Source organism: Mesorhizobium sp. M0800 (assembly GCF_040320095.1).
In the GTDB taxonomy this organism is placed as follows: domain Bacteria; phylum Pseudomonadota; class Alphaproteobacteria; order Rhizobiales; family Rhizobiaceae; genus Mesorhizobium.
Window position 1 is genome coordinate 1 of sequence record NZ_JAMYOZ010000035.1, and the last position, 20,524, is coordinate 20,524.

Here is a 20,524-nt window from a genome sequence, read left to right on the forward strand (position 1 = left end):
GACCGCGATCTGCATCCCGCGGGTTCCTTCCTTGGAGGCTTCCGGACGCCGGCCCCGGCGCACGGCGCCTCTCGCAGAAGGCCGGCATCCGCAATCCTTCACATGAGCTGTCACCGGCGGCGTCTGCACACACGTGCGGCAAAGTCCGCCTCAACGCAAGCATCAAATCCAAAGGCGGGCGCCGGCACGGGCAAGCCGACGCTCGGCAAAACCAGCAGGAGCCGTGAGCAATCCCGCCCCCGCTTTCAATCAGCTCAGAAGATCGAGTTGGTCACCGCTTTTATCGGGCCGAGCAGGATCGATCCTTCCGGCACGCCGGCGTCGATCGGAATGGCTTTGCGGTTTGCTGTCGCCACCATCGGCTGACCGATGTCGGCCGTCACCACGACCGGGGTCTTGTTCGGCACACGGTCGTAGAGGTCGATGATGTCCTGGTTCATCAGGCGCACACAGCCCGACGACACCGACTTGCCGATCGACCGCCATTCCGGCGAACCGTGCAAGCGGTAGAGCGTGTCCTGGTTGCCCTGGAAGAGATAGAGCGCCCGCGCGCCAAGCGGGTTCTTGAGCCCACCGGGCATGCCGCCATTCTCGGCGCTGTAGGGTCTCAACTCCGGCTGCCGCGCTATCATGTCGTCCGGCGGCGTCCATTTCGGCCATTTCTGCTTCCATTGGACCACCGCATCGCCCGACCATTCGAAGCCGGCGCGGCCGAGGCCGACACCGTAGCGGATCGCCTGGCCGCCCGGGCGCACCAGGTAGAGGAAGTGATTGGTGGTGTCGACGACGATGGTGCCCGGCTGCTGCCCGGTCGGATCGTCAACGATCTGGCGCAGGAACTGCGGGTCGATCTTGTCGACCGGTATGGCCGGCAGCTCGAAGCCGCCATCCGACATCGGCCCATACATCGTCACATAGTCGCCGAGCGCCGGCTCGACATAGGTCGGCGGCGGCGGCTCGACCGGTTGTTGCGACAGCGTGGTGCAACTGGAGACCGCGACCGAGGCGGCGCCAAGGGCTGCTGCGTTGAGAAAACCGCGACGGCTCAGGCGAAAAGAGGACGATGGGGATATGAACATGATTGCCTTTTTTAAGTCTCAAATCGCAACAAAGCATAAATGCGTCCTGTTGCGCGCGGTTGCCCGAGCAATGCCCGGCGCGATAGGCGGTTCCAATTCTGGCCGCAGGGTGGACAAACAAAGGCAAAGCTGTGACTGGATCGTCACTGTTGCGCCGACGCAACATTTCCGGTGTCACCCCCCGGCGACCAGACCTTCAAGGGACGGCAGGATCAGGGCCGGTGGAAAATCCCGGTATTCCTCTGGCTGATTGGCGCGGTTGATCCACACCGTCCTGAAGCCGAATTTGGTGGCGCCGGCAACGTCCCAGCGGTTGGATGACTGGAAAGAGACAGCGCCCGGATAGAGGCGCCAGCCCGTGGTGACCATGTCGTAGACCGACGGATCGGTCTTGAAGCGCCTGACGCTGTCGACGGAAAAGACGTCGTCCAGGACCTGGTCGAGCGCGGCGGATTTGACGGCCGCTTCCAGCATCTCAGGCGAACCGTTGGACAGGATCGCCAGCCTTGCTCCCGACGCCTTGAGCGCCTTGAGCACGGCCGGCACCTCCGGATAGCAGTCCAGCCGCCAATAAGCCTCGAGCAGCTTCGCTTTCAGTCCGGCATCGGCGGACGGAACCTTGCGCAGGGCGAAATCGAGCGCCTGCTCGGTGAGCTGCCAGAAATCGGCATAGGCCCCCATCAGCGTCCTGACCCAGGAATATTCCAGCTGCTTGGCGCGCCAGATATCGGACAGCAACTGGCCGTCCGGCCCGATCTGGTCGGCATGACGGCGCACGGCCGCATGCACGTCGAACAGCGTGCCATAGGCGTCGAAAACGTAAGCCGCGAACTGCATTCGACAGTTTTGAGGCCGCGTAAGGCAAGGCGCAAGCGCTGATTGCAGTTGGGCAGCTCCGCTGGCCTCAACAAATCTCAGCCAAGCCGGTTGACGGCGGCCGCCAAAGCATCTTCCAATGCGCCGCAACAAGCATCGAACGGAACCTGGCAATGACACTGGCGACTGCGGCGCAATCCGCGACATGGACCTTCGTCGACGGCGACTGGTACGAGGGCAATGTTGCCATTCTAGGGCCGCGCAGCCACGCCATGTGGCTCGGCACCAGCGTGTTCGACGGCGCCCGCTGGTTCGAGGGCGTCGCCCCCGATCTCGATCGCCATGCAGCAAGGGTAAACGCCTCGGCGATCGCGCTCGGCCTGAAGCCGACGATGAGCACCGACAGGATCGTCGGGCTGACCTGGGACGGGCTGAAGAAGTTCGACGGCAACACGGCAGTCTACATCAGGCCGATGTATTGGGCCGAGCATGGCGGCTATATGGGCGTGCCGGCCGACCCGGCCTCGACGCGTTTTTGCCTTTGCCTCTATGAATCGCCGATGATCTCGCCGGCGGGTTTTTCGGTGACGGTGTCGCCGTTCCGGCGCCCGACCATCGAGACCATGCCGACCAACGCCAAGGCTGGCTGCCTTTATCCCAACAACGGCCGTGCCATCCTCGAAGCCAAGATGCGCGGCTTCGACAATGCGCTCGTGCTCGATATGCTGGGCAATGTCGCCGAGACCGGGACCTCGAATATTTTCCTGGTCAAGGACGGCCATGTCCTGACGCCGGCGCCGAACGGCACCTTCCTGTCCGGCATCACCCGCTCGCGCACCATGGCCCTGCTTGGCGAATACGGGTTCACGACGACGGAAAAGACGCTGTCGATCCGCGATTTCCTGGAGGCAGACGAAATCTTCTCGACCGGAAACCACTCGAAAGTGGTGCCGGTCACCCGTATCGAGGATCGCAATCTGCAGCCCGGACCGGTGGCCAAGAAGGCGCGCGAACTCTATTGGGAATGGGCGCATTCGACTTCGCCCGGCTGACCCGCTAAAAAGCGGCCGGCGCTTCGTTTCCGGAGTTGTTCCAGACCAATCCAGTCCTATGTTAGTCCGGTATCGACACCGGATTTTTCCACGAGGGAGTACGACCGATGGCTTTTGAATTGCCCGCCTTGCCCTATGATTACGAGGCTTTGCAGCCTTATATGTCCAAGGAAACGCTGGAATATCATCACGACAAGCACCACAAGGCCTATGTCGACAACGGCAACAAGCTGGCCGCCGAGGCGGGCATGGGCGATTTGTCGGTCGAAGAGGCCGTCAAACAGTCCTTCGGCAAGAATGCGGGCCTCTTCAACAATGCCGCCCAGCACTACAATCACATCCATTTCTGGAAATGGATGAAGAAGGGCGGCGGTGGCAACAAGCTGCCCGGCGCATTGCAAAAGGCGGTCGACAGCGATCTTGGTGGCTACGACAAGTTCAAGGCCGACTTCATCGCCGCCGGCACCACCCAGTTCGGTTCGGGCTGGGCCTGGGTCTCGGTCAAGGACGGCAAGCTGGCGATCTCGAAGACGCCGAATGGCGAGAACCCGCTCGTCCATGGCGCGACGCCGATCCTCGGCGTCGATGTCTGGGAACATTCCTATTACATCGATTATCGCAACGCCCGGCCGAAATACCTCGAAGCCTTCGTCGACAGTCTCATCAACTGGGACTATGTGCTCGAACTCTACGAAAAGGCCTGATCCGTTCCAGAAAGCCCCGGCAGAACCGGGGCTTTTCTTTTTCAGCATCAGAACGACAGCTGCAAAAATTTCACGCAAGCGTGAGGCGAAGCGTCGGAATTTTTAAGCCATCCTTGCCGTTTGTCATCGGGGTGGGACCGCATCCTGAATTGCATTCAACATGGAGCCAAGTGAATGAGAAAGCTTATCCTCGCCATCTCGATGCTCGCCTTCGCCGGTTCGGCGGCATTTGCCGACCCGGTAGCCGACCGGCAGGCCCTGATGAAGGAACGTGGCAAGATCGCCGCCGGCTTGTCGAAAGTGGTCAAGGGCGAGACGCCCTACGACGCCGCTTCGGTGCTGACGGCGTTGCAGGCACTGCAGGTCAATGCCGAGAAATTCCATGCCGGCGTCGACACGCTTTTCCCGGCGGGCAGCGACACCGGCGACACGACGGCGTCCCCAAAAATCTGGCAGGACATGGCCGGCTTCAAGACGGCTGAAGGCAAGTACCTCGCCGACGTCAAGGCGGCGGTCGCCGCAGCACCTGCGGATGCCGAGGCGTTGAAGGCGCAGTTCAACACCATCGGCGGCGGCTGCGGCAACTGTCATCAAAACTACAGGGTGAAAAAAGGCTGATAGCGGGCAATGCGCTTGCTGAAGAAGCTTGTCGGCGCCGCCCTCGTTCTGGGCGGCGCGGCCGCGATTGCCGGCTGGTTCCTGTCGGCTCCGGTCAGGCTCGATGCCGCAACGCTGGCTGAGCTTGGTCCTGGCGACGCCGCCAGGGGCAAGCGCATCTTCTACGCCGGCGGCTGCACATCCTGTCATGCCAAGCCTGGCTCGCAAGGCGACGCCCGTCTTCAGCTGGCGGGCGGCCTTGAACTCAAGACGCCATTCGGCACCTTCGTGCCGCCGAACATATCGCAGGATACCAGGGACGGCATCGGCGCCTGGTCGGTCGAGGATCTTGCCAACGCCATGCTGAAGGGCGTGTCGCCGTCGGGCGAGCATCTCTATCCGGCATTTCCCTATACTTCCTACGCGCGCATGAAGCCGGCCGACATTGCCGATCTCTATGCATTCCTGAAGACGTTACCCGCGGTCGCCGGCAAGGCGCCTGCCAATTCGCTAGCATTTCCCTTCAACGTCCGACGCGGTCTTGGCTTGTGGAAGCTGCTCTATTTGAGTGACCAGCCGGTCGTTTCCTTCGCCGACGGCAGGCCGCAGCCGGTGCAGGCCGGCCGCTATCTGGTCGAAGGCCCCGGCCATTGCGGCGAATGCCACACGCCGCGGGATCTTACCGGCGGCACCAGGAAGAGCCAATGGCTGGCAGGTGCGGCCGCCGCCGAAGGCAGCGGCATCGTGCCGAACATCACGTCGGGCGAGGGCGGCATCGCGGACTGGTCCGAGGCCGACATCGCCAACTATCTCGAAACCGGCTTCACGCCGGATTTCGATACGGTCGGCGGCGCCATGGTCGACGTGCAGCGCAACATGGCCGTGCTGACCCCGGAGGACCGCGCGGCGATCGCCGCCTACCTGAAAGCCGTGCCGCCGCACCCCAACGGCTATCCGGCGCGCAAGAAGCCGTCGAGCTGACGGCCGTTGCGTCAGCGGTCGCCGAGAAAGTCGAAGCCGGTTTCGAAGAAGTGATTGTAGTCGCAGGTCATTTCCTCGCCGGGCGCAATGTCGCGCAAGGCATAGGTCTCCTCCGGCTGCGAGACGTCGCAATTCGGGTCGTCGGCATGGTTCATGTAGCGCGCATCGTCGGCCTCGAAGACGATGTAGTTCGGGTCGCGCCGGTCCGGATAGGCGTAGCGGTCGAGATAGGTTCTGACCGGCCCGGTTTCCCCCTCGTAGGCCGCTACCTCGATGCGCCGGTCGTATTTCGGGTCGAGCTTCCAGACCAGCGTGCCGCGGGCAATGTGGTTCTTGGCAAAGACGCCGATGCCCTGGATGGGCGATTTGTCGAGATAGACATCGACGAGCAACATGGCAGATCCCTGGGTGATTGTGTGTTGGCGGCGACCGTGAAAAGGCCGCGCACTGGGTAGCGCGCGGCCTTTGCAATTGCGAGCGGAAAATCAGCTGTGCCTGCCTATTATCCGAAGCCTCGTACGGCTCGTCGCCTGTCGAGACCCTAGCGCTGTTGCAGCGCCAGCCGGATGCCTAAGGCGCAATAGATACCGCCGACAGCCTTGCCTTGCCATCTCAGCACCGTCGGGTTTCCGCGCAGGAATGCACCGAGGCCGCCCGCACCCACGGCGAAAACCACCGTGCTGACGAGGCCCAACAGAACAAAGATGACGCCCAATATCGCCAGTTGAAGCATCACCGATCCGTTTTCAGGCCGCACGAACTGCGGAAGAAATGCGAGGAAGAAAAGCGCGGTCTTGGGATTGAGAACCTCGGTCAAAACAGCCTGCCGAAATGCTTTGGCAGCGGGGATCGCAAGTGCGCCGGCGGCCGGATAGGCAGGCGTTTTCTCGATGATCGCGCGAATGCCGAGATAAATGAGGTAGGCAGCGCCGATGTACTTCACGATGCTGAAAAGCGCCGCCGACGTGGCAATGATCGCCGAAATGCCGACGATCGCCATGAAGGTGTGAACCACGTCGCCGGCCGCGATCCCGGCGCCGGTCGCAATGCCCACCCTGGTTCCGGAACTGGTTGCCCGCGCCACCGTCAGAAGAGTGGCGGGACCCGGGATGAAGACAAAGCCAAGCACAACCGCGACATAAGCTATCAACGTGGCGAGATCGATCATCGGTGGGCTCCGCAACTCTCACCGCCAATGAAGCCACGTCGCGGAACGGAAGGCAATGACCGCTCATCCGCCGATGTTCACGCCGCAAGCTCGGCCTTGCCCGTCACCTTCAGCGCAAAGGCGTAGGTGAAGGCGATTTCCTCCAGTCTTGAAAACCGGCCGGAGGCGCCGGCATGGCCTGAATCCAGGTTGATCTTGAACAGCACCGGATTTTCACCCGTCTTGCGGTCGCGCAGCCGCGCCGCCCATTTGGCCGGCTCCCAATAGGTGACGCGCGGGTCGGTCAGGCCGGCCAGTGCCAGGATCGGCGGATAGTCGAGTGCGGCGACATTGTCGTAGGGCGAGTAGGCGGCGATGGTCCGGTAATCCTCCGCCGACGCGATCGGATTGCCCCATTCCGGCCATTCCGGCGGCGTCAGCGGCAAGCTGGCGTCGAGCATGGTGGTGAGCACGTCGACGAAGGGAACCTCGGCGACGATGCCGCCGAAGCATTGCGGCGCCATGTTGGCGACCGCGCCCATCAGCATGCCGCCGGCCGAACCGCCTTGCGCAACGATGCGGTCATGCTGTGTATAGCGTTCGACGACGAGGTGGTGGGCGGCAGCGACAAAATCGGTGAACGTGTTCATCTTGTTCGCCCGCTTGCCGTCGTCGTACCAGCCATAGCCCTTGTCCTTGCCGCCGCGAACATGGGCTATCGCGTAGACAAAGCCGCGGTCGACCAGCGAAAACAGATTGGTGTTGAACGCGGCGGGTACGGCTATGCCGTAAGATCCGTAGCCGTAAAGCAGGCAAGGGGCGGACCCGTCGAGCGGTGTGTCGCGGTGATGGAGGAGCGAGATCGGCACCAGTTCGCCGTCGGCGGCAGGCGCCATCAGCCGGCGCGTGACGTAGTGCTCCGGGTCGTGGCCGGACGGCACTTCCTGGGTCTTGAGCAGCACCCGCTCGCGGGTGCGCATGTTGTAATCGAAGACCTGCGCCGGGGTCGTCATCGACGAATAGGAAAAGCGCATGATCTCGGTGTCGTATTCGTAGGAGCCGGACAGGCCGAGCGAGAAGGCTTCCTCGTCGAAGGAGATCAGGTGCTCCTCGCCGCTCTTGCGGTCGCGCACGACGATGCGCGGCAGGCCTTCCTTGCGCTCGAGCCGGACCATGTGGTCCTTGAAGCCGATCACCGAAAGGATCAGCCGGCCCGCTTCGTGCGGCACTAGTTCCTGCCAATTGGCGCGCACCGGATCATGGGCCGGCGCAGTCATGATCTTGAAGTCCTTGGCGCCATCGGCATTGGTGAGGATGAAGAAGATGTCGCCGCCTTCCTCGAGTTCGTACTGCAGGCCCGTCTGGCGCGCCGCAACCAGCTTCGGCTCTGCGAACGGATCGTTGGCGCTCATGATACGGTATTCCGAGGTCTCATGGTCGTTGATGCCGATCATGATCCACTCGTTGGAGCGCGTGCCGCCGACATCCATGAAAAAGCCGGGATCGGTCTCCTCGTAGATCAGCCGGTCGTTTTCAGGACCGTCGCCAAGCGCATGGAACAGCACTTTGGAAGGACGGTGGTTGGGGTCGAGGCGGGTGTAGAAAAAACCGTCATTGCCGGCATCCCACACACCGCCGCCGCCGGTGTCCGGGACCCTGTCCGCCAGATCGTTGCCGCCGGCCAGATCGCGGACGCGCAGCGTGTAGAATTCGGAACCCTTGTCGTCGAAGGCCCAGAGCAGCTTGCTGTGGTCGTCCGAATGATCGACGCCGCCCAGGCGGAAATAGGGCTTGCCCTCGGCCTCGGCATCGCCGTCGAGCAATATCTGCTTGTCGCCGCCGTCACGCGCCGTGCGGAAATAACGCGGCTGCTGGCCGCCAAGCTTGAAGGAGGAGCCGTAGGCGTAAGGTCCGTCCTTCATCGGCACGGAAGAATCGTCTTCCTTGATGCGTCCCTTCATTTCCGCGAAAAGCTGCTTCTGCAGTTGGACCGTATCGGCCATCAGCGCCGCCTGGTAAGCATTCTCGGCTTCGAGGTGGGCGCGGATTTGGCCGTCGAGCAGGGACGGATCCCTGAACATCTCTTGCCAATTGGCGGCCCTCAGCCAGCCATAGTCGTCCGTCCGCGTTATGCCGTGATGCGTGTCGAAGATCGGCCGCTTCTCCGGCTGCGGCGGCGTGGCGGTCGGAAACACTGGGGTTCTGGTCATTGCGTCTCGCTGTGGAAGCTACTTGAATGGCGAATGAACACGCCGAGCAGCGCGGGTTCAAGGGCTATGATCTATTGTCGTGGTGGCTCGAGAGGACGGGCTGGAGGAGCGGATAACGAATATTTCTTCTTAGACTGCCGCGGTTCTCGCCGTCGCTGCGATGACCCTGCCAGTGCCGGTCAATCTCATGCAACTGCCTTCGCGGCTTGGCAAGTGGCCGATATGGCTGGGTCTACGGAAATACATTACCCCATTTCAATGACACAGCGCACCGCTCCGGCGACGGCTCGCGAGCAACAGTAACGCTTCGCAACCTATGATTTTACTGAATCCGCCGATCAACCAGGCTGTAATGCCGTCGGCAGGGTCAAGCATCGAAGTCTATTTACCTGCTGCCGTTTGTGTAATGGCTGCTTGCCGCCGCGTCAGTCGATGCTGGTCTGACCAGAAAGAACGGCGAAGTTACACTCTGCACGAAAGAGTGAAGCTGAATGAGGAATATTTGACTTGTGTCGCTGAATAGAGCCCAAGAAGCGAATTGACTTACTTGTCGCTCAGGCTCATTAAGATGCCGCGACGCGAATCGCGGAGGCTTTTTCCTGCACAAGTTCGCGCGATGCCCTACCTGCCAAAAATAGGGCGTAGACAGAAACAATTCTCGTTGGGACCTGAACGCCATGGATATTACCGAAACACCTTCCAGAAACAGCGACGCGCTGATCGAGCTCACCGCCGACGTGGTGGCTGCCTATGTCAGCAACAATCCCGTGCCGGTCGGCGAACTGCCGAACCTTATCGCCGATGTCCATGCCGCTCTCGGGCGTGTCGGCGGGGCCGCCGAGCAGCCGCCTGCCGACAAGCAGAAGCCGGCGGTAAATCCGAAGCGGTCGGTGCATGACGACTACATCATCTGTCTCGAGGACGGCAAGAAGTTCAAGTCGCTCAAGCGTCACTTGATGACCCACTATGATCTGACGCCCGACCAGTATCGTGAAAAGTGGAACCTGGACCCAAGCTATCCGATGGTTGCGCCCAATTACGCGGCCGCCCGTTCGCAGCTCGCCAAGAAGATGGGTCTCGGCCGCAAGCGCAAGGGACGCTGACAAGCGGCTCTTCCGGTTTGATACTCAAACGGCGTCGCCTACAGGCGCCGTTTTCGCATTGTGGGGAGACCAAGCTCAGGCCGCCAGTTCTTCATGCCGCCAGCAACTGCCGTGCGGTCAGGCGGTCTGCTTCAGCGCTGCCTCGGCGTCACGCTTGATGCGCTTGACCATCGAGCGAAGGCCATTGGCGCGCTGCGGCGACAGGTGCTCGTCAAGCCCGAGTGCCTTTAGCGTTGCCTCTGCGTCGGTCCTCTGGATTTCGCTGGCCGGCCGTCCCGAAAATAGCGCCAGCATGATGGCGACCAGGCCGCGCACGATATGGGCGTCGGAATCGCCCTTGAAGGTGATAACGGGGTCGACACCCCCGCCCTGCTCGGTGGTCAGCCAGACCTGGCTGACGCAGCCGGGCACCTTGTTGGCTTGTATGCGTTGCTCGTCGGGAAACGGCGGCAGCGCTTCACCCAGTTCAATCACATAGCGATAGCGGTCTTCCCACTCGTCGAGCAGGGAAAAGTCGTCGCGGATGGTCTGGATCGTCGTCGTCATTCCCCTGGATATAGTCATCCGGCGCTGCCACGTCACGGAAAAAGAGGAGAAACGCCGCAGGTGCCGAGAGCGAGAGCCTTGCGGTTTAGCGATGAATTCGGCCGAAACAGTCTCAGTTCTTCGCCGGCAAGTGCACTTTCGCCGGCAAATCGACTTTCGCCGGCAACACGATTTCCTCGGACACGCTGCCGGTGGTCGTCACCGTATCAGGTTCAGCGGCCTTCTCGTCCAGCATGGCGGCCGCGATCTTGGCGGTCTCCCTTGCCCGGGCGGTGATGGTGTGCATTGCCGATTTGCCGGTCTCGCACACGTCCGGCTTGCGCTCGCATATGCCGGCGATATCGCCGACGGCTTCGCGCGCCGCAAACAGCGCCTGGAGCGGCCCGACCCTTTCGCGGCCCGCATCATCGGCGCCGACACCCAGCGGCAGCGCCAGAAGCACCAGCGAAAACCAGAAAGCAGCTCTTATCAGAAAGCCCATCTGTCTGTCCTTTATGACGTCATGCATCCGAACCGCACGACCCTTGTAGCGCGATACTGACACAGACGGGCAAAGGACGGCTTGTCCCGAAAGCAACAGTTTTCCTTAAATTTTAGGTAGATTCGAAACGAAGCGTTTTGAAGTTCATTTGCCTCGAACGGCTCAGATTTTATTCAGCAAATGATAACCATCCAACGGATTGTTTTTCCTCGTTATTTTTTTGCATGGTGACAGTTTGATGCCATCGGCCGCAACGTCAGGCGCGGGCGGTGTGGATAACGCTCCGTTTACTATGGCGGCAATTGCCCCGGTTTTTTCCCCGCCGGTATCCCGATATTTGCAGCCTGCCGGGGGACCATCGGCCCAGCCTTATCCATTCCTTAAACGCTGGATGCGAGTTTCGGAATCGACAAAAGCCGCCTGCAAAGCAGGGCCGTTCACGACCGGGTGCGTTGAGTTGAGTGCGATCAAGGCCAGATACGCCGAGTTGCCGGGCGCGATAGCCGCCGGTTGCGAACGGATGGTTCATCCGTCCGTGCTCGGCCAGAGCGATCGTCGCCGCCACAGCCGGTTCATTGGCGTCATGCTGGCGGCGCCTTTCTTCAGCGCGGGTGCAGCGGTGACGCTGGTCACGTCGGGCATGGGCGCGGCCGTGACCGTGGCTGCGATCTTTGCGGCGTTCGGCCTTTGCTGGTTCGCCGCCCTGCTGGTGGCTGCATCGGGCAAGATGACCCTGCCCGGCCAACTCGCCTTGGTCGTCGGCAGCGTTGCCCTCGGTGCCCTTATCGCTGCCGCCGGCGGTGTGGCCTCGCCGGTTGCCTTGCTTGCGGTGGCGCTGCCGTTTGAAGCCTGGTGGATCGGCCAGTCGCGCCGTGCCGTGATCTGGGGCGCCATATCGGCCTTTGTCGCAGTCTTGCTGCAGCCTTTAGCCGGTTCCGTCTTGCCGCTCGACCAGACCGAAATCGCCGCATGGCACTGGCTGGTACCACTGGCCTGGGCACTCACGCTCATTCCGCGTATCGCTCCGCTTCGCGGTGCCGCCAGCGCACAGCTCGATCCGGCCGGCAGCCACCGGCTCGAAGACCTCATCGACGCCGTCGTGCTGCGAATCGCGGCGCATGGCGAGGTTCTGGACGTCTCGGCTAAGGCACGCGCTATGCTGAGACTGCCGCCGGAGCTGCTTTTCGGCACCGGACTTTTCGATCGCATCCATCTGTCCGACCGCGTCCCGTATCTCAGTGCGCTGGCCGATATGCGCGATGGCGCCCTGTCGCGCCGGCTCGACCTTCGCGTACGGCTGCCGCAGAGCAGTGGCGTGACGGCCGACAATTACCGGCCGTTCTCGCTCGAGATGATGCGCGCGCCGGGGCAGGAGACTGTCTTTACGCTTCTTCTGCGCGAGAACGACGAACTGGCCGGACTGCGCCAGGAGCTTGCCGCTGCCAATGAGGCGGCTGCCTCCGCCGAGGTGGCGAAAGGACGCTTCCTTGCCGTCGTCAGCCATGAGTTGCGCACCCCGCTCAATGCCATCATCGGCTTTTCCGACATGTTGCTGCACGAGATGTTCGGCAGCTTCAAGGATCCGCGCCAGAAGGAATATGTCGGCTTGGTCAGGGATTCGGGCCAGCACCTGCTTGCCGTCGTCACCTCGATACTCGACGTATCGCGGATCGAATCGGGCGCCTACGCGACCGAACCGGAACCGTTCCGCTTCCGCGAAGCGGTCGAGATGTGCCAGTCCATGATGCGCCTGCAAGCCGAGGCAAAGGCTATCGATCTGCAGGCCCAGATCGCGCCGGACGCAGGCGAAATAAATGCCGACCGTCGCGCCGTGCAGCAGATCCTGATCAATCTCGTCTCTAACGCGATCAAGTTCACGCCCGAAGGCGGCAATGTCGTCATCGGCGCCAAGCGCATCGGCTCGCGGCTGCATTTCTGGGTCCGGGACACCGGCATCGGCATCGCCGAGGAAGATTTCGCCAATCTCGGCAAGCCGTTCATGCAGATCCAGAACGACTATACCCGCCGTTTCGAAGGCACAGGCCTCGGGCTCTCGCTGGTGAAGGGGCTGGTGGCGCTGCACGAGGGCACAATGTCGATCGAAAGCATGCCGGGCGAGGGCACCACGGTGACGATCAGCCTTCCCGTGAACGGGCCGACAGGCCGTTCGACGGAGAAAACCGGCGTGGTGCCGATGTCCGCAGCCAAAGCCAGAGCGGACGGTGGCAAAGGGGAGAGCAATGGGTCGCTCCGCAAAACAGCCTAAGGCGGTGAAGCGCCGCGGCAATGCCTTCGAGCACGGAGCGATGGCTCTGGGCAGCCTGATCTCGCGCAATCCTGTTGTGGTCGGCGGCTCCACCGCGTTCCTGGTGACGCTGTTCTACGTCTCGGCGAACGCCCTTTGGTACCAGCCCTTTCCGCATGCTGGCGCGTTTTTCGCCACCAGGAGCATCGAGCGCTTTCCCCGGGCGGACAGCGACGAGCCCGAAACCACCATCAATATCGTGCGTCCGGCCGCTGCGCCGATCAAGAGCGACCCGGTCGTCGAACAGGTCCAGGGCATATTGAAGGATCTCGATTTCTATTCCGGCACCGTCGACGGGATTCCCGGACCGAATACGCGCAAGGCCATCCAGGCCTATCAACAGAAGGTCGGATTGAATGCCTCCGGCGAGATCGACAGCGTCCTGCTGGATCAACTGGGCGCCACGCCAAAGACCGCGGCCGTGGTGCCGCATCCGGTGCCGCGGCCGGTCGAAACGGCCGCTGCTCCGGCCGCCATTCCGGTGTCCGCACCGGCAAATGCGACGGCGCCGGATCCCCGCATCGTCAAGATCCAGGCCGGACTGAAAGCGTTCGGCAATGACGACATGCAATTGGATGGCGTCGTCGGCGCGCGCACCAAGGCCGCGATCAAGGAATTCCAGGCGCTGTTCGGCCTGCCCGAGACCGGCGAGCCCGACGAGATCGTCTACGTCAAGATGCGCGAGATCGGCCTGACCAACTGAGGGTCGAAACCCAGTCTCCCGGTCTATTTAAGCCATTGCTCCGGGTCACGCATTCCGTGGACTATCGCCACGGCTAACACGCCGTAGGGCATAGGCTCATAAATCACGATGTAGCGTCCCTCGACCAGAATGCGGGCGGTGGCGCTCAATTCCGGTCGAGCTGCGCCCATTTTGGCGTGCTCGCAAACCAATTCCAGCCTGTCGAAAATGCGTCCGATCAGCTTGTCAGCCGCCTTCTCGTTATCGATGGCAATGTGGTGCCAAATATCTCGCAAATCCTGAGAAGCTCGGGGGGTGAGCCGGTATTCAGCCACGGGCTGCGCGTTCGGCTTTCAGAGCGCGTAAGAAAGCCGTGCGATCCACGTGCTGGCCCTCGCCGCTTGCCATCCCTTCGTCATACGCCCTTTTGAGACGTTCCAGTTCAAGAGTGCGGAATTCCTCGCGCTGCTCCCATAGACGTAGTGCTTCCCTGACAATTTCACTGTTGGAAGCATAGTCTCCACTGTTCACGGCGTCTTGTAGACGGGCGGCCTGCTTGGGCGTAAGCGACACAGTAAGAGTGCGCATGGGCTGGGCTTTCATACCGGACGCTAATACCATTTTTCACAGGGGCTAACAAGATTTGTTAGGTCTTGGGTAGATCGTCGCATTCCGGGGACTCGCTATGATAGCCAACCGTTGCTCGCGAATAAGTGACAATCTCGACGCCACAAAACCGAAATCGTGCAGGGTCGCGCCATGCGGGTAACCACCGATCTGTGGGTGTCGGCGCTGTTGCGCCGGGTTTTCAGCGCCGGCGGCTTTGCCGCCGTGGTCAAGCGCGGCGCGACGGAAGCCGGCGCGGTTTTCGTGCTGGCGCGGGGCAGGCAGGGGGAGATGGCGCTGTTCGGGCCGGCGCCGCAGACGAGTTACGATTCAGCCAGGCCGGACGACCGTTTTTTCAGCCTGCTTGGCGAAGGCGACGATGCCGCCATCTTCGACGCGCGGCTGGAGCGCGAGAAGAGATTCGATTCGGATATCTGGGTGATTGAGATCGAGGCGGGCGCCATTTCCGTCGAGGAGCTTATCTCGGTCAAGGCGTCGTAACGGCAAGCCTTCAGACGCGACGCGCCTTTGGGGTGGCGGCTACATCGGCGCTGTTCGGCTTGCGCAGGTCGGCATTTGCGGCGACGCGCCCAGGCTTGCGAACGATTTTCGATACGGTGTCGGCCTTCCAGCCGCGGAGCCTGTCCAACGCCGCGTCGCGGTGCAGCAGGCGGTAGCGGTCGAGGAAGATGCGGATCGCCTGCGGGTGCGGAAACTCGGTCGGATAGATGGCCGCCGTGATCAGGAACGCCTTGTCTTCACTAAGGTCGAGCGCGCGCAAGGCGGCCAGCAGCGGTGTGTAATTGTGGCTCGCGGTGAGCGTCCGCGCCGTTGAAAAATCGACTTCGAGCGCATCGGCGAGCGCTGTCTGGAAGAATGCCGCATTGCCGGTCAGCGCGGTCTCGCGCAGCTTGACATAGGTTTGTGGCTCGACGAACGGACTGATGGCGGCGCCGCTCTCGGCGCACATCATGGATCGCAACCGCCGCCGTACAGTTTCAGCGGCATCGGAAGCCTCTTGCCTGTTGACCTCGCCCGCAACCACTTCGGCGTTTTCGGGCGCGGCTTTGGCGGTTGTTTCCGGCTGCTGCTGCGACCGCACCAGCGTCGGCCTTTCGAGCACTTTGATGAGATCCGCGATCGTCTGATTGAGATCCTTGCGGCGGGCAATGGCACGGGCATGCGGCAGGCCGTGACGTCCAATCAGCGCGATCAGGTCAACGTCGCTAAGGGCGCGCGAGCGGATGAGCAGCGGAGCGGCGATGTCGACCCGCTCCTGGCAAAGCCGCCGCACCAGCGCGGCGGGTGCATATTCGCATTCGGAAAGGGCTGCCGCGACGTAGCGGCGCGATTCGACCGAGACATTCTCGAAAAGCGGCAGCGTCAGGTCTTCGAGCTGCGCGATTTCGCGGCGCGAAGGGCGGGTGAGCGAGCAGAACGCCGATACCGCGGCGCGAAACAGCCTTTCGGCCTTTCCCGATTCAGCTCCTGCTGCGATTTGCCTGAAATCCGAAGCTGACACGAAGGATACGCCCGACACTCGACACGATCTGGACAGCGCTCTGCCGGGCTGTACCGGTTTCGCGTTTCCCAAGAACAAAGATCAATTTAGCGGAGATCCGTTAGCGCTCCGTTAACCTACTGCCTTCTTAATCGACTATGGAGGCGTTGCGTTGTGCTCCGGGGCAACCGAGAGGAATACGCGAACCATGGGCATGGTACTGTCTTTCGTGCCGCGAACGGCGGCAACCAATCGAGCACAACAAGCCGCGCCGGCGGCAGTGATCATCTTTCCCGGGGTGCGCTACGAGCAGCGGCCGCTGACGGGCGAAACGCGGCCGGCCGGCCCCGACAAGCCGGGACCTTCGGGAACATTGCTGGTACCGCATCACTGAGCATCGGAACCGGCTTAAAAATCCTGCAGTTCGCAGGAACTCTGTTCGAGAAACCGCGAGACGATCGGCTTCCAGCTGTCGTCGGGCACGAACGAACGGATGACGAATACGCCTTCCTCTATCGGCGCCTCGACGAAGATGGCCCCTTGCAGTTCCTCGGGAAGATCCTTGCGGACCTCGATCATCTGGGCCGGCGTCAGTACAACGGTGTCGAGCACGCCTGCGGTCGCGCTGTGGTCGTTGAACGAGTAGATGTTGTGGCCGCCGCGGTCATAGACCGATATCGACCAGAACGGCACCTTTCCCGGCGCCTTGACCCGCACCATCCCCTCGGCAAGATCGAAGCGGCATGCCGCCGCATAAAACAGCGGATCGACCGATTTCACCACCGGCGCGCCGCCGGCTTCCGCGTCGAGCCGGGTCATCTTGTAGAGATCCGAAGCCATGGCCAATCGCGACCAGGCGTCGCGTTCGGAAAACTCGGGGACGAGCAGCAGCACGATGATGTGCACGATGCCGGCGCCGAGCAGGCCGAGCAGCACGGCATGCAGCAGGCTACGCATTGCAGCCGACCTTCTGGATCTGCGGCAGCGTGACGTCCGAGAGACCAGTGCTGCTGGCGATCGGCGTGTCGTAGAACGTAAGCACCAAGTACATCTTGCCGGCGCCGCTGGTCAGCAGCCAGTTGCCGGGCGCAGGGCGGCTGCCGACGGAAATGACCACCGAATTGTCGGCCTGGCGCAGCACTTGATAGGACTGCAGCGCAGCCGGCCTCGGCTTGCCGGTCTCGACCACGCCAAGCGACTGGTCGGCGGCATAAAGCGTCCAGAACCGGGCGGTGGGAAAGCCGCCCGCAATCTTGTAGGCACATTGCCGCTTGAGCTGTTCGCCGCCGGAATCGCGCTCGGCTATGAAGGACAGTCCTTCCGCCTGTCCGAGCGCCAGCACGCCTTCGCGAGCCACGCGGGCCTTCGAATAGGGATCTGCCGTCGGCGTGCCGATATCGGGGAAGGCGGTCCATTGGCCGATCCTGATGGCGCCGACGCCATCCTGCAGCTTCAGTGCATACCAGACGCTGCCGCCACCGCCGACGACGGCGATGGCAAGCGAAAGCAGTGTCAGGAAGGCATTCTTGAGCATGAGGAGGCAGGGAACCGAAGGCCGGGACTGAAAGATTGCCGCTCGGGGATATCGCGGCGCAGGGCCTTGTGGCAAGCGGCCCCGCGCAATTGGCCGTCACAGCGCCGACAGGGTCTCCGGCGCAGCGGGCGCGTCGAGCACGGGTGCCGCCTGGAACAGCCTGGTCAGTTCCTTCAGGGTCTGGGTGGTCCGGCTGGACAGCACCGGCGGACGCTCGGCGGCGGTATCGGCAGCTGCCTGTTCGGCGTTCTTCTTTTCCGCTTCCTCGGCCTTGGCGGCGATTTCGGCATCGACGAAGGGGTGATCGAGGCCGGGGATCGGCTTGAGATCGATGTGCTGGTGCGCATAGAGCATCAGGCGCTGCCACACCATAGCCGGCAGCGTGCCGCCGGTCATCTTGTTGGTCGCGGTGAAGTCGTCATTGCCGAGCCAGACGGCGGCCGTGTAGTTGCCGGTAAAGCCGACAAACCAGGCATCGCGGTAGGACTGGGTCGTGCCGGTCTTGCCAGCGACAACGATGTTTGGAAGGGCTGCGCGCCGGGCAGTGCCGATCACCGGCACCGCCGCCAGCATGGTGTTCATGTATTTGAGCGCCTGCTCCGACAGCACCCGGTGCGGCGGCGACGCATCCTTGGCGAAGTCGTAGACCACCTCGCCGGTACGGGTAAAGAGTTGGCTGACGCCGTGCCGGGTTCCGGCAAAGCCGTTCTGGGCAAACACGCTGTAACCCGTCGCCTGGTCCATCACGGTCATGCCCGACGTGCCGAGCACCATGGTCTTGTGCGATTCAAGCGGCGACTCGACGCCCATCGCCTCGGCCATCGCCTTGATCGGCTTGATGCCGAGATAATCCTTGGCCAGCCGCACCGGCACCGTGTTGATCGATTTGGCCATCGCCGTGATCAGCGTGACGTTGCCGGCCGACCCGCCATTGTAATTGTGGGGCGACCAGCTGCCCCAGGAGATGGGTCCGCCGGAAACCACCGAATCCGGCGTGAAGCCATGCTCCATCGCCGTCGCATAGACATAGGGCTTGAACGAGGAGCCGGTCTGGCGAAGCGCTTTGGTGGCGCGGTTGAACTGGCTGGCGCCGTAGTCGCGGCCGCCGACGATCGCCCTGACCGCGCCATTGGTCTCGATGACGACGATGGCGCCCTCGGTGACGTTGTATTCCTTGCCGAACTGGCGGAGGTGGAACTCCATCGATTCTTCGGCCGCCTTCTGGATGTTGGCATCGAAGGTGGTGTGGGCGACAAGCGAGTGCGGGCCGCCTTTGGCGGCGATCTTCTTGACCTCGTCGAAGGCCCAGTCGAGGTAATAGTCGGGGCTCTTCTGCTCGCCGCGGTCGACGATTTCGGCCGGGTGCAGCCTTGCCTGCAGCACCTGGCCTTCGGTCATGAAGCCGGAATCGACCAGATTGGACAGCACCACGTTGGCCCGCGCCCGGGCGGCGGGCAGGTTTATGTGCGGCGCATATTTGGTCGGCGCCTTGAACAGGCCGGCCAGCATCGCCGCCTCGGCAAGGTTCAGGTCCTTGACGCTCTTGCCGAAATAGAAATCGGCTGCCGCCTCGATGCCGAAGGTGCCGCCGCCCATATAGGCGCGGTCGAGGTAAAGCTGCAGGATTTCCTTCTTCGACAGATTGGCTTCGAGCCACAGCGACAGGAACGCTTCCTTGATCTTGCGCTCGAACGTCCGCTCATTGGTCAGGAACAGGTTCTTGGCCAGCTGCTGGGTGATGCTCGAGCCACCCTGGACGACGGAATTTGCCCGCACATTCTCGAATATGGCGCGCGACAGGCCGAGCACATCGATGCCGTAATGGTCGAAGAAACGGCGGTCTTCGGTCGCCAGCACCGCCTTGATGACATGGTCGGGCATCTCGTCGACCGGCACCGAATCGCGCTGGATGATGCCGCGCTGGCCGATCTCGTTGCCGTAGCGGTCGAGGAAGGTGACGGCGAAGTCGCCTTGCGTGCGCCAGTCGCCGGCGGTTATCTGGAAGGCTGGCAAGGCCAGCGCCAAAAGGACGACGATGCCGCCGGCACCGAGCGTAAAGCCTTCACTCAACAGTTCGATCAGGCCGCGGCGCCAGCCGCCGACGCGGAAACGGCGCGAGAAGATGGTCGCCGCCTCCCAGAACTGGCGCGCGCTGAAGCCGATTTCGTAGACCGAGGAATCGATCCATGCATCCACCGCCAGCAGCCTTGCGGCGATCGGACCTCTTCTCTTGCGTGGTTCCAAAGGATTGGTCATTCCAGGATCCGGCTGCGGCGATGCCGCCAACTGAGAAACCGCATGCCGGCAATTTCAGGGTGGCGCGCCGTTCAAGACTATTCGTCCATTTTGGTGCTGCCTACAAGGGCTACGCGGGAGGTTTGAGGCGAGAACCGTGCCCGCAAGCTGCCATCACCGCGCGGCGATGAAGCGCATGAAATGCGCGACGTCGGCCTCGCTCGGTTCCTGCCCGGTGAAGCTGCGCAAATAGGCGGCGAGATGGCTGACCCGCGCCTCGACCGGCTCCTTGATGTCGAGCACGTAATAGCCGATCTGCATGTAGTAGAGCACACGGGCACGGATGAAGGCGTCCTCGTCATCGTAGCCGTGCCGGCGGTACATGTCGCGGATTGCGCTCAGGCGGTCATTGTCGGCCTCGTCGATGGCGCGGCGCACGTCGTCGGAACGGCGCGCCCATTCGCGGATGGCAAAATCGAGCCGGGGATCGAACAGGCGCTCGTCGGCCCAGCATTCGAACACGTTCGTGACGCCCATGATGATCGAAGCGGCCGGGCGCCGTGCACGTTCGACGATCGCCTTGGTGTTGGTGTCCCGCCAATGGGCAAGCAACTGGTAGAGCAGGTCCTGGCGGCTCTGGAAATACCAGTAGAAGCTCGAGCGCGAGACGCCGAGCTTCTGGCCGAGCGGCAAAACGCGCACGCTTTCGACGCCGTCCGAAATGAGCGTCTGGAGGGCAAGATTGATCCAATCCCAGCGCGTCGCCTTGATGTTGCCGGGCGCCGGTGTGTCTTGGGAAGGCGTGTCTTGGGAAACGGTCATCATCGCGATCCACTAAAGGCTTAAAGCTATACAACCATACTGGACACGTATGTACAGTACCAGTATCGTGCGGCTGCAAGCAACTGATCCGAGCGGCCGGCGCGTCATCCAGGCGTCGGCTTA

23 protein-coding genes are annotated in these 20,524 nt (G+C 62.4%); 9 read left to right on the forward strand and 14 right to left on the reverse strand.

What is annotated here, in order from left to right; genetic code table 11:
- Positions 1–254: 254 nt before the first annotated feature.
- Together NKI18_RS28405 and NKI18_RS28410 are read right to left on the reverse strand one after the other, a co-directional pair.
- Complete coding sequence (locus NKI18_RS28405) at positions 255–1,079, reverse strand: L,D-transpeptidase (RefSeq protein WP_352622570.1); 825 nt, start codon at positions 1,077–1,079, stop codon at positions 255–257.
- A gap of 174 nt (positions 1,080–1,253) precedes the next feature.
- On the reverse strand, positions 1,254–1,916 hold the full coding sequence (locus tag NKI18_RS28410; RefSeq protein ID WP_352622572.1) for a haloacid dehalogenase type II: 663 nt from the start codon (positions 1,914–1,916) through the stop codon (positions 1,254–1,256).
- A gap of 152 nt (positions 1,917–2,068) precedes the next feature.
- On the opposite strand from NKI18_RS28410, the gene NKI18_RS28415 reads away from it, so the two are divergent.
- From NKI18_RS28415 to NKI18_RS28430, 4 genes are all read left to right on the forward strand, one after another.
- On the forward strand, positions 2,069–2,947 hold the full coding sequence (locus NKI18_RS28415) for a branched-chain amino acid aminotransferase (RefSeq protein WP_352622574.1): 879 nt from the start codon (positions 2,069–2,071) through the stop codon (positions 2,945–2,947).
- A gap of 107 nt (positions 2,948–3,054) precedes the next feature.
- Complete coding sequence (locus tag NKI18_RS28420) at positions 3,055–3,651, forward strand: superoxide dismutase (protein ID WP_023677850.1); 597 nt, start codon at positions 3,055–3,057, stop codon at positions 3,649–3,651.
- Between the two features lie 174 nt (positions 3,652–3,825).
- Positions 3,826–4,269, forward strand: coding sequence for a c-type cytochrome (locus NKI18_RS28425; protein WP_352622576.1), 444 nt, complete (start codon positions 3,826–3,828; stop codon positions 4,267–4,269).
- 9 nt (positions 4,270–4,278) lie between these two features.
- On the forward strand, positions 4,279–5,229 hold the full coding sequence (locus NKI18_RS28430) for a cytochrome c (protein WP_353021378.1): 951 nt from the start codon (positions 4,279–4,281) through the stop codon (positions 5,227–5,229).
- Between the two features lie 11 nt (positions 5,230–5,240).
- Here the strand turns inward: NKI18_RS28430 and NKI18_RS28435 are convergent, their stop codons facing one another.
- From NKI18_RS28435 to NKI18_RS28445, 3 genes are all read right to left on the reverse strand, one after another.
- Positions 5,241–5,624 carry an SET domain-containing protein gene (locus tag NKI18_RS28435; RefSeq protein WP_352622580.1) on the reverse strand — a complete coding sequence of 128 codons (384 nt, stop codon included), beginning with the start codon at positions 5,622–5,624 and terminating at the stop codon, positions 5,241–5,243.
- 146 nt (positions 5,625–5,770) lie between these two features.
- Positions 5,771–6,397 (reverse strand): LysE family translocator, encoded by a 627-nt coding sequence (locus NKI18_RS28440; RefSeq protein WP_352622582.1) that lies wholly within the window; start codon positions 6,395–6,397, stop codon positions 5,771–5,773.
- Between the two features lie 77 nt (positions 6,398–6,474).
- Positions 6,475–8,586, reverse strand: a complete 2,112-nt coding sequence (locus tag NKI18_RS28445) for a S9 family peptidase (RefSeq protein WP_352622584.1) — start codon at positions 8,584–8,586, stop codon at positions 6,475–6,477.
- 677 nt (positions 8,587–9,263) lie between these two features.
- Between NKI18_RS28445 and NKI18_RS28450 the strand changes: the two genes are divergently transcribed.
- Positions 9,264–9,689, forward strand: coding sequence for a Ros/MucR family transcriptional regulator (locus NKI18_RS28450; RefSeq protein ID WP_023677844.1), 426 nt, complete (start codon positions 9,264–9,266; stop codon positions 9,687–9,689).
- 117 nt (positions 9,690–9,806) lie between these two features.
- Here the strand turns inward: NKI18_RS28450 and NKI18_RS28455 are convergent, their stop codons facing one another.
- Together NKI18_RS28455 and NKI18_RS28460 are read right to left on the reverse strand one after the other, a co-directional pair.
- Positions 9,807–10,235 carry a SufE family protein gene (locus tag NKI18_RS28455; RefSeq protein ID WP_023677843.1) on the reverse strand — a complete coding sequence of 143 codons (429 nt, stop codon included), beginning with the start codon at positions 10,233–10,235 and terminating at the stop codon, positions 9,807–9,809.
- A 112-nt stretch (positions 10,236–10,347) separates the two neighbouring features.
- A complete protein-coding gene (locus NKI18_RS28460) occupies positions 10,348–10,716 on the reverse strand; it encodes a DUF5330 domain-containing protein (RefSeq protein ID WP_352622586.1) in 369 nt (122 codons plus the stop codon).
- 520 nt (positions 10,717–11,236) lie between these two features.
- On the opposite strand from NKI18_RS28460, the gene NKI18_RS28465 reads away from it, so the two are divergent.
- Entirely contained in the window at positions 11,237–12,982 is a 1,746-nt protein-coding gene (locus tag NKI18_RS28465; protein ID WP_353021402.1) for an ATP-binding protein, read from the forward strand.
- A complete protein-coding gene (locus tag NKI18_RS28470; protein ID WP_352620758.1) occupies positions 12,957–13,724 on the forward strand; it encodes a peptidoglycan-binding domain-containing protein in 768 nt (255 codons plus the stop codon). Before NKI18_RS28465 ends, NKI18_RS28470 begins: the two co-directional genes overlap by 26 nt.
- 23 nt (positions 13,725–13,747) lie before the next feature.
- Here NKI18_RS28470 and NKI18_RS28475 read toward each other — a convergent pair whose 3' ends face one another.
- Positions 13,748–14,038, reverse strand: a complete 291-nt coding sequence (locus NKI18_RS28475; RefSeq protein ID WP_023677839.1) for a type II toxin-antitoxin system RelE/ParE family toxin — start codon at positions 14,036–14,038, stop codon at positions 13,748–13,750.
- The gene (locus NKI18_RS28480; RefSeq protein ID WP_023677838.1) at positions 14,031–14,291 is read right to left on the reverse strand and encodes a type II toxin-antitoxin system ParD family antitoxin; all 261 of its coding nucleotides are present in this window, start codon (positions 14,289–14,291) and stop codon (positions 14,031–14,033) included. The genes NKI18_RS28475 and NKI18_RS28480 overlap by 8 nt, the downstream gene beginning before the upstream one ends.
- A gap of 171 nt (positions 14,292–14,462) precedes the next feature.
- Here NKI18_RS28480 and NKI18_RS28485 point away from each other — a divergent pair, with 171 nt between their 5' ends.
- Positions 14,463–14,810: a DUF1491 family protein gene (locus NKI18_RS28485; protein WP_352620754.1), complete on the forward strand. Its 348-nt coding sequence runs from the start codon at positions 14,463–14,465 to the stop codon at positions 14,808–14,810.
- A 10-nt stretch (positions 14,811–14,820) separates the two neighbouring features.
- Here NKI18_RS28485 and NKI18_RS28490 read toward each other — a convergent pair whose 3' ends face one another.
- Positions 14,821–15,831 carry a DUF2336 domain-containing protein gene (locus NKI18_RS28490; RefSeq protein WP_353021383.1) on the reverse strand — a complete coding sequence of 337 codons (1,011 nt, stop codon included), beginning with the start codon at positions 15,829–15,831 and terminating at the stop codon, positions 14,821–14,823.
- A gap of 187 nt (positions 15,832–16,018) precedes the next feature.
- Here NKI18_RS28490 and NKI18_RS28495 point away from each other — a divergent pair, with 187 nt between their 5' ends.
- Positions 16,019–16,204, forward strand: a complete 186-nt coding sequence (locus tag NKI18_RS28495) for a hypothetical protein (RefSeq protein ID WP_352620752.1) — start codon at positions 16,019–16,021, stop codon at positions 16,202–16,204.
- Positions 16,205–16,218: 14 nt separating this feature from the next.
- Here the strand turns inward: NKI18_RS28495 and NKI18_RS28500 are convergent, their stop codons facing one another.
- From NKI18_RS28500 to NKI18_RS28515, 4 genes are all read right to left on the reverse strand, one after another.
- Positions 16,219–16,767 (reverse strand): DUF1254 domain-containing protein, encoded by a 549-nt coding sequence (locus tag NKI18_RS28500; RefSeq protein WP_292658433.1) that lies wholly within the window; start codon positions 16,765–16,767, stop codon positions 16,219–16,221.
- Positions 16,760–17,344 (reverse strand): DUF1214 domain-containing protein, encoded by a 585-nt coding sequence (locus NKI18_RS28505; RefSeq protein ID WP_352449049.1) that lies wholly within the window; start codon positions 17,342–17,344, stop codon positions 16,760–16,762. The genes NKI18_RS28500 and NKI18_RS28505 overlap by 8 nt, the downstream gene beginning before the upstream one ends.
- Before the next feature lie 96 nt (positions 17,345–17,440).
- Complete coding sequence (locus NKI18_RS28510; protein ID WP_352620751.1) at positions 17,441–19,600, reverse strand: transglycosylase domain-containing protein; 2,160 nt, start codon at positions 19,598–19,600, stop codon at positions 17,441–17,443.
- 153 nt (positions 19,601–19,753) lie between these two features.
- On the reverse strand, positions 19,754–20,401 hold the full coding sequence (locus NKI18_RS28515) for a TetR/AcrR family transcriptional regulator (protein ID WP_352620749.1): 648 nt from the start codon (positions 20,399–20,401) through the stop codon (positions 19,754–19,756).
- Positions 20,402–20,524 lie beyond the last annotated feature (123 nt).

Coding starts and splice junctions, on each gene's coding strand:
- NKI18_RS28515 (WP_352620749.1), bottom strand. CDS start 20,401: ATGACCGTTTCCCAAGACACGCCTTCCCAAGACACACCGGCGCCCGGC.
- NKI18_RS28505 (WP_352449049.1), bottom strand. CDS start 17,344: ATGCTCAAGAATGCCTTCCTGACACTGCTTTCGCTTGCCATCGCCGTC.
- NKI18_RS28450 (WP_023677844.1), top strand. CDS start 9,264: ATGGATATTACCGAAACACCTTCCAGAAACAGCGACGCGCTGATCGAG.
- NKI18_RS28465 (WP_353021402.1), top strand. CDS start 11,237: ATGGTTCATCCGTCCGTGCTCGGCCAGAGCGATCGTCGCCGCCACAGC.
- NKI18_RS28440 (WP_352622582.1), bottom strand. CDS start 6,397: ATGATCGATCTCGCCACGTTGATAGCTTATGTCGCGGTTGTGCTTGGC.
- NKI18_RS28485 (WP_352620754.1), top strand. CDS start 14,463: ATGCGGGTAACCACCGATCTGTGGGTGTCGGCGCTGTTGCGCCGGGTT.
- NKI18_RS28405 (WP_352622570.1), bottom strand. CDS start 1,079: ATGTTCATATCCCCATCGTCCTCTTTTCGCCTGAGCCGTCGCGGTTTT.
- NKI18_RS28410 (WP_352622572.1), bottom strand. CDS start 1,916: ATGCAGTTCGCGGCTTACGTTTTCGACGCCTATGGCACGCTGTTCGAC.
- NKI18_RS28425 (WP_352622576.1), top strand. CDS start 3,826: ATGAGAAAGCTTATCCTCGCCATCTCGATGCTCGCCTTCGCCGGTTCG.
- NKI18_RS28435 (WP_352622580.1), bottom strand. CDS start 5,624: ATGTTGCTCGTCGATGTCTATCTCGACAAATCGCCCATCCAGGGCATC.
- NKI18_RS28500 (WP_292658433.1), bottom strand. CDS start 16,767: ATGCGTAGCCTGCTGCATGCCGTGCTGCTCGGCCTGCTCGGCGCCGGC.
- NKI18_RS28430 (WP_353021378.1), top strand. CDS start 4,279: ATGCGCTTGCTGAAGAAGCTTGTCGGCGCCGCCCTCGTTCTGGGCGGC.
- NKI18_RS28445 (WP_352622584.1), bottom strand. CDS start 8,586: ATGACCAGAACCCCAGTGTTTCCGACCGCCACGCCGCCGCAGCCGGAG.
- NKI18_RS28470 (WP_352620758.1), top strand. CDS start 12,957: ATGGGTCGCTCCGCAAAACAGCCTAAGGCGGTGAAGCGCCGCGGCAAT.
- NKI18_RS28480 (WP_023677838.1), bottom strand. CDS start 14,291: ATGCGCACTCTTACTGTGTCGCTTACGCCCAAGCAGGCCGCCCGTCTA.
- NKI18_RS28460 (WP_352622586.1), bottom strand. CDS start 10,716: ATGGGCTTTCTGATAAGAGCTGCTTTCTGGTTTTCGCTGGTGCTTCTG.
- NKI18_RS28455 (WP_023677843.1), bottom strand. CDS start 10,235: ATGACGACGACGATCCAGACCATCCGCGACGACTTTTCCCTGCTCGAC.
- NKI18_RS28495 (WP_352620752.1), top strand. CDS start 16,019: ATGGGCATGGTACTGTCTTTCGTGCCGCGAACGGCGGCAACCAATCGA.
- NKI18_RS28510 (WP_352620751.1), bottom strand. CDS start 19,600: ATGACCAATCCTTTGGAACCACGCAAGAGAAGAGGTCCGATCGCCGCA.
- NKI18_RS28415 (WP_352622574.1), top strand. CDS start 2,069: ATGACACTGGCGACTGCGGCGCAATCCGCGACATGGACCTTCGTCGAC.
- NKI18_RS28420 (WP_023677850.1), top strand. CDS start 3,055: ATGGCTTTTGAATTGCCCGCCTTGCCCTATGATTACGAGGCTTTGCAG.